We start from the raw sequence: 7,366 nt of genomic DNA on the forward strand, positions 1-7,366 counted from the left end.
AAGTAAAAGAAAATCAATGAGGCAGGGACTGCCTTTTGAGCCTACCCCTATCCGATTCCTCTGTCTGTATGAAGTCTGTGCAGACAAGAATGGAGTTCGTAGGAAGCCCCCACTTCAAAATCCAAAGGATTTAAGTGGTGGGTAGTTCACCTTGAATTGAGTTTATTTGATTCTAGAAGGATAAACTTCATTATTGGACAAGTAAACTTAAGTACAGCAAGGAACCAGATGCCTGAACTATACTCATCCGAAATTGAGTGTAGTTCAGGCATTGTTTTATGTCTTAAACTATAGAATATTACGTCAGGAAATAGTTCAGCACGAAACTATCCGGTGAACTTCAGTTCTGTGCTTTTTTATACAGACTTCAGGAAGCGATTACTTGTTAAATTGACATCAATTGACCGGACATATAAACTCATAGATAAGATATTCCCATTTGAAAGGTGTGTGTAATTGAATGTCCTATACTCCCGAAACAATGCCAAAATCTGAAGCGACAGCACCCGGGATGAAAACAGTCAAGGGTGATTTGACAAATATACTTGCACGGGCGGACAGTGAAGACCTAGTCTACACTAGAAAGAATGGCCAAAATCTGAAGATCCGCATGGTGTATCCTGACCAGCATGGTAATGAAACGACACGCTACCCTGTAGTCGTTCATGTCCAGGGGTCAGCCTGGTTCAAGCAGAATCTGAATGGTCACATATTTGATTTCAAGGATATAGTGACGAGTGGATACATATTGGCAGTTGTCGAATACCTGCCTATTCCAGATGCAACATTTCCCAGTCACGTCGAAGACTGCAAGACGGCGGTCCGTTACCTGGCCGATCATGCCGATGAGCTGCCTATAGACATCACTAACCTATTCCTGTCAGGTGATTCCAGCGGCGGACATACTGCGCTGTTGAGCTGGGCCACATGGGGGACGGATCAACTGGATGCGTCCAGTAGGCCTCTTCCAGATATTAGAGGGATAATCGATTTGTATGGCGTTACTGATTTAACTACCATCAGCACACCTAACTCGACAGTCCCACACGACGTTCCAACCAGTCCGGAAAATCTCCTTTTGGCTGATTTCTTATCAGATGGAGCAGTCGACAGAAAAATGGCGGGTACGGTTCATCATTATTTAAAAGACGATGTGACATATCCTCCCTTACTGATCATGCACGGCAATAGAGACACAATCGTCCCTTTTGAGCAAAGCGTGGAGCTGCATACGATCTGCACCTCGAGAGGCATTGACTCCATTTTCTACTGTGTAGACGAAGCTGATCACGGCGGTGGACCATTTTTCACTCAGGAAGTGATCGATATCATGATCAATTTCCTTCAGTCACATACTGAAAGTGATTAATCTACGCTCCGGAAATGATAGAGAGTCCAATAGACGGGCTCTTTTTAGCCAATGGATTTCTAGAAGAATCTTTCTTAAGTATGCTAAAAAATGGTATAGTAAAAAGGATGAAACATTAGTATATGCATGAAAAGGTGAGAAGATGTCAGTAGGAATGGTGCTGGAAGGTGGAGGCATGAGAGGCCTTTATACAGCAGGTGTGCTGGACACACTAATGAATGAAAAAATAAAAGTGAACGGTATGGTTACCGTATCAGCCGGGGCCTTGTTCGGAATCAACTATGCTTCAGGACAGCAAGGCAGAGCACTCAGGTACAACAAAACCTATCTAAAAGACAAACGCTACATGGGCATGAGGCATCTGCTCAGAACAGGTGACATCATCAATAAGGAGTTTGCCTATTATACTGTTCCTTATGCACTGGATGTCTTTGATGAACAGAGCTTCAAAAAGTCTAACATCGATTTTTATGCCACTGTAACTAATATGGAGACTGGAAAGGCAGAATACAAGCAGATCACTGATCCATTCAGTCAGATGGAAACTCTTAGAGCATCAGGGTCCATGCCCTTTGTATCAAAACCTGTGGACCTGGAAGGAACCCCTTATCTGGATGGAGGCGTAGCTGACAGCATCCCGTACGAGAAAGCTAGTGATCTGGGTTACGATAAAAAAATCGTAATACTCACCCGTCCGCTTGACTACAGAAAATCAAAGCCAAACCCTTTCCTGATCGATCAGTGGTATAAAAAGTATCCGCAGTTTAAAGAGACCTTGAAACAGCGATACCGTAACTACAACAATACTGTAGAGCAGATTACAAAGGATGAGCAAACGAAAGAGGCCTTCGTTATCCGTCCTTCTGTAGCGATTCCGATCAAACGTCTCGAACGTGACCCTGACAAGCTTCAGATGATGTATGACCTGGGTGTAAAAGATACTGCAGCACGACTGGATGAACTTAAACACTATATCTATGCTTAAAAGGAGCGTATCATGTCTGAATTGACTGAACTGATAGAAGAGAAACCCTGGGTTAGAGAATACCTGTATTTCAACCCGGACTTTACAAAAGAAGGTCCTGTATTCGAGGAGGAACTAAGTAAGTTCAAGCTGTTTATCAGCGCCATGGAAGAAACGAGAGAACACAGTCAGAAGATTCTCAGTAATCTGAACCTTCCCGATTACAAAGAAATTATTGAACTTCTGGCTGTTTTCAAAGTCATGACCCATTCCGGAGTAATTTCAGTCCATCAGAGAGACAGCTTTTTTGATATTTTAAGTGCTTTTATCAAAATTGAAAATAGCAGGGGACGCCCATTGGATGACATCTTCGAAGATAGAGATGCCATTGCCTTATCACGCCTGTATCAGGTGACTGACAAGAACTGGGCGGAAAAGTATATGACGTGGATTCTTTATGAGCTTGGCGCCATTACTAAGGAAAAAGGCCCCGATGTATTCGGAGCCAACGCAAGTGCCTTTCAGACCTATGATTTTCTGAAACAGGCCTCTGATGGTAACTGGCGTCCTCAGAATTATCATACTGAAAAATAATAATAAATTTAACCTGGAAAGAAGGAACTAACATGTGGACTTATCTGTTCATGGGCATTCTCCTGCTGATCATTGGCTTCGCCGTGCATGTTCTGAAATGGGACATGCTGATCGCAGGGTATAATACGATGCCTAAAGAAAAAAAGAAAAAGGTAGATACTGACGGTCTCAGCCGCTTTCTAGGAATCTACGCCTATATCAGCGGGGGAGCGTTTCTGCTTATGGCTCTGCTGGAATTTCTGGGCATCAGCATTCCTCCGACACCGGTCACGATCGTCTTTCTACTTTGGACAGTCATCGTCCTGATCATCGCTCAAAGGTATGATGGAAATACGACACGGGGGAAAGAATACAATGAACGAAACAACAAAACGCGTTAGAGATCAGGCTGCATCATCTGGAATCGATCTGATCGAAGCATCCATGACTCTCGAATCCATGGGACTGGATTTCGAGGTCATCTTTGCAGAAGATACAACCGGACAGGAATGGGTCTGCAGAATTCCCAGGCGAAAAGACGTCTACGACAAAATCATGGAAGAAAAGAGACTCCTTGATTTCATCAGAAGTAAGCAGGCGACGTTTGAAGTCCCCATCTGGCAAATAGTGTGTGATGACCTGATTTTATATAAAAAACTTACAGGTAAGCCTGCCGTCATAACTGACCCAGAAACTCAGGAACCGAAGTGGGTATTTGACCCGGAAGCTGTTCCTGAAACATACATCACCTCACTCGGACAGAGCCTTGCTGCCTTGCACAATCTGCCGCTGGAGGAAGCGAGTAGAGCAGGGGTCAACATATATTCTGCGGAAGAGGTAAAGAATACGTTGAAGACCCGGATGAACAAGATTAAAAACAGCTACACTGTATCGGACAAGCTCTGGGAGAGGTGGCAGACTTGGGTGAATGATAAGACTTACTGGCCGGAACACACAGTTATGGTTCACGGAGACTTGTTCCCAGGACACACACTTATCGATGATGACAATCGAGTCACAGGGATCATTGACTGGACTGAAGCAGAAGGTTCTGATCCGTCGATCGATTTTTCCGCTGTCTATATGCTGTTTGGTGAAGGCGGTTTGGACAAGCTGATTGAAGCTTACAAAGCAGCCGGTGGACGGACCTGGCCCAAGATGAAAGAGCACACGATCGAACGCCTTTCTATTCAAGCCATTACCATTGCCGAATTTGCCGAGTCATCAGGTCTGGAAGACTACCGTAAGATGGCTGAAGATATGCTGAAAGGTAACTGATTTCAGAAGACTAAAAGAACCCCTTCATCAGGTCCAATCTTTCCTGGTGGAGGGGTTCCTTTAGCTTTATAAGGAATTAAGTCAGCCCAATAGTTCGGACTCCTTGATAAATGTGCTGATTTTTTCATTAAGCTTTCTATAAAAGGACAATCTGACTTTTGAGCAGGCTTCAAGTTCTTTATAAAAGGCTACAGAGACAGTATCAGGGTTCCTGCCTACTGCTTCCATAATCATGAGCAGGGTACATTGACCGATAACTTCTTTCAGTAAGGAAGCATGGTTTGAATCTGACGCCGATTTTGTATTGACCGAGTAAATGTACGCTATGACTTGACGGATATCATCATCTGCTTTTTCATTTAATTTGATCCTGGAAAAAAGGGTCTGATTGCCTTGTTCTGTATCTTCATCTTTATCCTGAAGATCATCCAGTAGCTGAAGAAAAGCACCGTACTGGTAGCTAAACAGCATCTCTTCATAACTCAGTGACCCTCTAACAAGAAAAGCGTCCGCCAATACCGACGTTCCTCCCTTGTAGAAACTGATTTTCAGCAGGTCCTCTTTAGTTAGTTCATCTTCGCCACATTGCCTCATACTGTCGATTTGAGCTGCTTGGATAAGCATAATACTCTCACAAACCTCTGGATTGTTTTCAGGCGGGAAGGCTGCATGAATGTCTTCGACTAAGTCGAACATCCGAGTTTCTTTAGCATTTAATCCTTCAACTGATTCTCCTGACAAAACACGTTTAAGTCTATCATTAAACGCTTCTTTAATATCTCCACTCACGTCAGGATCATCCAGAAGATTATCAGTGTACGGGTAGAGCATACTGTAGGCGTACATAGGGGAGGTGAGGGTGAGAGGCTGATCCCACAGAAGCTGAAGACTATTCATGATCCAGACATTTCTAAGTGCCTGGAAAATCTCTTCATTTTTCAGATTCGGATCTTCTTTTTTCGCTCGCTCGATAAAATGTTCTGCCACATCCATATAGCCTTGAGACATAAAGTAAGTCAGGAATGGCCGATCAAAGAGGAGACGTTTCTCATCGATCTCTTTAAGCGTTTTAGTAACTAACTGCTTAACTCGACTGACGGTGTCTGAATGCTTATCATCCATATCCTCAGCATAACCCGCCAGCTCCGACATGTGAGGCTCCAAGTCATCCATCAAATCTCTCAGTAATTTCTCCAGACGTTTTTCATTCCAGAGCTTTTTCCAGTATGGCACTTTTGTCAGCTTGTCAGCAGGGAAGAGGGCGGCTTCAGCGAATCCTTCTAAAGAGTCGCTTAAAAGTCGGTCGGCTTCAAGGCTATGTAACTCAGTATGCTTCATCATTTTCTCACGTCCATTTTCTTATATTATATTAGCAACTGCTTGTATAAAGTATATTTCAGATTAATAGAATGATAGTTAAGAATTTATGTAGAAGAATCCATTAGTTCAAAATTTATAATTATGATTACCAGGTCTTCCTGCTGGTTTCCAGTGATTCCTTGAATCTTTGTAAAAAGGCTTCTTCACCGATATTGTTCAGTTTGAATGCTATTGCCTGGCTGCCACCAGAAGGAATAGCGACAAGTTGAATTATTCCATCGATTTCAGTGATCATCACGCTTAATGATACTCTGCTTGAACCGGCAACACTATAACGTTCAAAGACCATCGAGGAGCTGGTGTTTCCGAATTGATGGCCGTCTTCATAATTTGTAGTCGCACTGATATCCTGAGCCAAATCACGAACAGTAGTTACAAACTTATCAAAATTTCCGGTTGTTTCGTAAATATATTTAGCCATTTTCCATCCTACTTTCCAATCAATGAATTTAAAGTAATCTTACCATTAATAGATGGAAAAGGAATCATTCTTCAGACTCATATATTCAAGTATTATTAAACTTATCTTACGCCTTCCAGGAAGCAAGTTTATACTTTTGGTCCACGATGTATCAAGAGACTAAAAATATTATATAATATATTAACATCCTATTATGATATAATGTTTGTATGATTTACTCGCGCATTCGTTTATACTATTATTTCAGATCGAAAAGGGACTTGTCTCATGCAGAATAATTAAAGTGACCGTTCCACTAAAAAGATAGTGCTGAAGGGTCTTAAATTATTTACTAATCATTGTCATATGGGTTTTAACCGCTTTTCTGATGTGGAGAGACAGCCGTATGGATCATTTTCTGATTAATCACATCGATGGCTGTGAGGTCAGTTCAGTTACTTTTTACGAAACCAGCTCGGAAGGAATTGATGAATATACTGTTGACGAAGATATGGTTGATTACTTTAATGTCAGTGTTTCTGAGGATTTTTCTAACCTGGAAGACGTACTGGCTTACCCGCAGAGATTTGTTTACTGGCACATTGACATGACTAGACAGCCATTCAGCAGTATTTCAGAAGACTCACACTCAGCAGAACTGGTTTTTACTAACGGTGATTCAGATACATTCTATATTACAGAGTCTGAATTCCAAGTAGAGGACAGATGCTATACGCTATAAAATTATAATCCATTCAGCTCATGGATGACGATCAGTGAAAACAGGGAGGCAGAATAAGAATGAGCCAACTACAACATTACGTAGACAAGTCAAACGAATTGACCCAGAGCATCTATGAATCGTATGAGAAGCAGCACGCGATAACAGACTTCAATCATTTCACTGACGTATTTCTAAAGAGAGACAGTGCCGTGCCTTTTCTAAAAGAATTCGCAGACTTTGTAAATACATACTATAGTTTTCGTCTTTTTATGTTTGAGACTTTTCAAGACTATCTCAAAAATGAATACAAAGTCACTAATTTAATTAAGTCTTCAGTTGATGTTCAGCTTTTCAAGAAGGATATTAGATCACTAGATAAGGAAAATGATTTTCCTCTATATTGTCTTGTTGACGAGGGCGGTTTGGAATATATGAGCGAGTATGAGGCTTTGTTACATGTGAGTGTGATTTCAGAGAGTCTGAAAGATATTAACAGTAACGCATAGATTAATAGTTGATTGCTGCCCTTCCATACCAGCAGAAGAGGCGAGTGGGAACTGTCAAATTTTTTATGAAAACTAAAAATTAAAGGTGGTGAAGGCCCACTGACTATACCAATCGGAGCCGCATTTGCCCTTGACAAACACTTGAATGGTTTCAGTTAAGGTCACAAGGGTG

General features: G+C 41.9%; 9 protein-coding genes. 7 read left to right on the forward strand and 2 right to left on the reverse strand.

All coding sequences use genetic code 11. From position 1 onward, the window contains the following. The first annotated feature begins 460 nt into the window (after positions 1-460). The 5 genes from ACYQ2O_RS09305 (at position 461) to ACYQ2O_RS09325 (ending at position 4,184) form a co-directional block, all read left to right on the forward strand. On the forward strand, positions 461-1,369 hold the full coding sequence (locus tag ACYQ2O_RS09305; protein WP_346024209.1) for an alpha/beta hydrolase: 909 nt from the start codon (positions 461-463) through the stop codon (positions 1,367-1,369). 142 nt (positions 1,370-1,511) lie between these two features. Beyond that, positions 1,512-2,354 (forward strand): patatin-like phospholipase family protein, encoded by an 843-nt coding sequence (locus ACYQ2O_RS09310; RefSeq protein ID WP_346024208.1) that lies wholly within the window; start codon positions 1,512-1,514, stop codon positions 2,352-2,354. A gap of 12 nt (positions 2,355-2,366) precedes the next feature. After that, complete coding sequence (locus ACYQ2O_RS09315; RefSeq protein WP_346024207.1) at positions 2,367-2,927, forward strand: hypothetical protein; 561 nt, start codon at positions 2,367-2,369, stop codon at positions 2,925-2,927. 32 nt (positions 2,928-2,959) lie between these two features. Then, a complete protein-coding gene (locus tag ACYQ2O_RS09320) occupies positions 2,960-3,307 on the forward strand; it encodes a DUF3784 domain-containing protein (protein WP_346024206.1) in 348 nt (115 codons plus the stop codon). Continuing rightward, a complete protein-coding gene (locus ACYQ2O_RS09325; protein ID WP_346024205.1) occupies positions 3,282-4,184 on the forward strand; it encodes a macrolide 2'-phosphotransferase in 903 nt (300 codons plus the stop codon). The genes ACYQ2O_RS09320 and ACYQ2O_RS09325 overlap by 26 nt, the downstream gene beginning before the upstream one ends. Positions 4,185-4,265: 81 nt before the next feature. Here ACYQ2O_RS09325 and ACYQ2O_RS09330 read toward each other — a convergent pair whose 3' ends face one another. Further along, positions 4,266-5,525, reverse strand: coding sequence for a hypothetical protein (locus ACYQ2O_RS09330; protein WP_346024204.1), 1,260 nt, complete (start codon positions 5,523-5,525; stop codon positions 4,266-4,268). A gap of 124 nt (positions 5,526-5,649) precedes the next feature. Next, on the reverse strand, positions 5,650-5,985 hold the full coding sequence (locus ACYQ2O_RS09335; protein ID WP_346024203.1) for a DUF6054 family protein: 336 nt from the start codon (positions 5,983-5,985) through the stop codon (positions 5,650-5,652). 385 nt (positions 5,986-6,370) lie between these two features. On the opposite strand from ACYQ2O_RS09335, the gene ACYQ2O_RS09340 reads away from it, so the two are divergent. Both ACYQ2O_RS09340 and ACYQ2O_RS09345 read left to right on the forward strand, forming a co-directional pair. Beyond that, positions 6,371-6,706 (forward strand): hypothetical protein, encoded by a 336-nt coding sequence (locus ACYQ2O_RS09340; RefSeq protein ID WP_346024202.1) that lies wholly within the window; start codon positions 6,371-6,373, stop codon positions 6,704-6,706. 59 nt (positions 6,707-6,765) lie between these two features. After that, a complete protein-coding gene (locus ACYQ2O_RS09345; protein ID WP_346024201.1) occupies positions 6,766-7,194 on the forward strand; it encodes a hypothetical protein in 429 nt (142 codons plus the stop codon). Positions 7,195-7,366 lie beyond the last annotated feature (172 nt).

This window comes from Alkalibacterium sp. m-11 (assembly GCF_054658155.1).